The following is a 2,846-nucleotide window of genomic DNA, read 5'->3' on the forward strand; positions in this document are numbered from 1 at the left end:
CGGCGGCCCCGGCACCCGCCGGGGCCACCGCCCTCTGCCATGCATGCGAAGTACCAGGCCCGTCAGCCCAGTTCGTTGCCCAGGATGGAGATGAACGAGACCATCTCGCCCGGGTAGCCGCCCAGGTTGTGGGTCAGGGCGAGCTTGCGGTCCGTCTCCGGGATGCGGCGCTCCGTCGGGGCCTCGCCGCGCAGTTGCAGCCACGCCTCGAACATCATGCGCAGGCCGGACGCGCCGACCGGGTGCCCGAAGGACTTGAGGCCGCCGTCCGGGTTGACCGGGAGGCGCCCGTCGAGGTTGAAGGCCCCCGCGAGGACCTCCTTCCACGCGGTGCCGCGGTCGGCGAACTGGAGGTCCTCCATCAGGACCAGCTCGGTCGGCGTGAAGCAGTCGTGCACCTCGGCCATCGCGATCTGGTTGCGCGGGTCGGTCACGCCCGCCTGCGCGTACGCGTCCTTCGCGCAGGCCGCGATCTCCCAGAAGGTCGTGTAGTCGTACTCCGGGTCGATGACGCCCGAGCCGTTGCCCGCGACCATCGACAGCGCCTTGATGAACAGCGGCTTGTCGGTGTACTTGTACGCGTCCTCGGCCCGCACCACGATCGCCGCCGCCGCGCCGTCCGCGACGCCCGCGCAGTCGAACACGCCGAGCTGTCCGGCCAGCTTCGGCATCGCCGAGATCTTCTCCGGCGCGATCTCCTTGCGGAACTGCGCGCGCGGGTTGCGGGCGCCGTTGTAGTGGTTCTTGGAGGCGATGTGCGACAGCACGGCGCGCATCTCCTCCTCGGAGACGCCGTACTTGTGCCCGTACGCCGGCGCCACCATCGAGAACATCGCCGCCGCGGTGAGCGTGCGCGCGGTCCCGTCGCCGGGGATCGGGAACGCGTTCAGGCCCTGGTAGCCGCCGTCCTTGACCTTCTCGACGCCGACCGCCATCGCCACGTCGTACGCGCCCGAGGCGACCGCGTACGCCGCCTGCCGCAGCGCCTCCGAGCCCGTCGCGCACATGTTCTCGACGCGCGTGACCGGCTTGTTCTGGATCTGGAGCGGCTTGGACAGCACCATGCCGCTCATGCCGGTCTGCGCGGTGCCGAGCCAGAAGGCGTCGACGTCGTCCTTGGCGATGCCGGCGGACGCGAACGTCTCCTGCGCGGCGTCGATCAGCAGGTCGTCGGTGCCCTTGTCCCAGGCCTCGACGAAGGGCGTGCAGCCCATGCCGACGATCGCGACGCGGTCCTTGATGCCGTGGGATCCCATGCTCAGGCCTCCTGCGCGGACTCGGAGGAAGCGGTCCGCACCGGGCGGGCCTTCCAGAAGTAGTTGTGGATGCCGTCCGCCGTGCCGATCCGACGGAACGTCAGCTCGACCCGGTCGCCGATCGCGACCTGGTCGGCGTCCATGTCCGTCAGCTCGATCGGCAGACGACCCCCGCCGTCGAAGTCCACGACCGCGAACACCACCGGCGGGGACGGCGAGTACGCCATCCGGTCAATGGTGAACGTCTTGACGGTGCCCACCGATTCCGCCATCGCGATCGGCTCCATGTCGTCCACCGCGCCGCCGTTCATCGACACGCGGGCGGGCGGCAGGTGCACGGCGCCGGAGGAGCGGTCCTGCGAGCCGACCAGGCCGAACTTCCAGTCCACCGACCGCACCGCGGCCGAGGACGAGGTACGGGCCGGCTCCGGGCGGCGCGGCGGCTCGACCTGGAGCGTGCCGCGCCAGGCCAGGAACTTGCCGTACGCGATGGGCGCGCCCCCCGCGACCTGCGCGGCGACCGGGCGGGACGGGGCGTACGAGCCCAGCGCCTCCGTGGTGCGGAACAGGAACACCTCGGCGCCGTCCGACAGCACGACGACCGCGACGACCTTGCCCGCGGCCGCGCCGCCGGACCCGGCGAGCGCGTCGAGGACGGACGCCAGCAGTACGCCCGGGTGCGCGGCGCCGGTGGTGCCCACGGTCGCGGCGAGGTCGTCCGCGAGCACCCCTTCGCGCACCCCGAGCTTGCGGCCGAGGCCGGCCACCGCGCGGGCGTGCAGGCCGGTGACCACGGCGTGGTCGACCTGGTCGGCGGTCAGGCCGGTGGCCTTGAGGGCGTCGGTCCAGGCCTGGCGTCCGGCGGCGAGGTACTGGTTCTCGCCGAACTTCTCCTCCCACAGCTTCGAGCGCGTGTCGCCCGGGGTACGCCAGCGGTCGACGAACTCGGCGGTCGCGGAGGCGCCGCCCAGGTACTCGGCGACGACCGGGCCGTCCGCGGACGAGCCGACCAGCAGGGCCGAGGCGCCGTCGCCGCCGGCCGACTCGTCGCCGGAGCCGGGCAGGCCGCCTCGGATGTCGGCGCCGACGACCAGGGCGGACGAGCCCCCGTCGAGGGCCAGGCGGAGCAGGCCCGCGGCCGAGCGCACCGAGCCCGTCGCGTCGATGGCCGGTACGCCGCCGTCCAGCCGCAGCGCGGCGTGGATCGCCGTCGCGTTGGTGCGGTCCGCGTACGCGGGCGCGACCGTCGCGAACAGCAGCGCGCGCGGCGAGGTACCGGGCGTGTCGCGCAGCGCGTTGCGCGCCGCCTCCACGCCGAGGGTGGTGGTGTCCTCGTCGAACGACGCGACGGTGCGGGTGCCCCGCCCGCCGCCGGTGCCCGCGACCGGGGCGATGCCCTTGCGGTCGAGGCGGCGGTACGGCAGGTACGCGCCATAGCCCAGGATGCCGCGCACGGCTCCTCCGGTGTTCGGTGTGGTCATCGTGGTAGGTACCGTCGCTTCCGCTCGTCGGCGCTCGGTGGCGAGTCGTCGCAGTCCATCAGTTCGGGCGGTTCTGGTGGTGCAGTCTGGCGGTTCGGCGGCCGGGCCC

The 2,846-nt window shown here is 73.2% G+C and carries 2 protein-coding genes; both read right to left on the reverse strand.

Features of this window, described 5'->3' with window-relative positions:
* Positions 1-62 precede the first annotated feature (62 nt).
* Positions 63-1,256 carry an acetyl-CoA acetyltransferase gene (locus tag ACRX5S_RS00270; RefSeq protein ID WP_436770602.1) on the reverse strand — a complete coding sequence of 398 codons (1,194 nt, stop codon included), beginning with the start codon at positions 1,254-1,256 and terminating at the stop codon, positions 63-65.
* 2 nt (positions 1,257-1,258) lie between these two features.
* Entirely contained in the window at positions 1,259-2,737 is a 1,479-nt protein-coding gene (locus tag ACRX5S_RS00275; RefSeq protein WP_436770603.1) for an OB-fold domain-containing protein, read from the reverse strand.
* Between the last annotated feature and the right edge of the window lie 109 nt (positions 2,738-2,846).

Source organism: Yinghuangia sp. YIM S09857 (genome assembly GCF_051388915.1).
Classification (GTDB): domain Bacteria; phylum Actinomycetota; class Actinomycetes; order Streptomycetales; family Streptomycetaceae; genus Yinghuangia.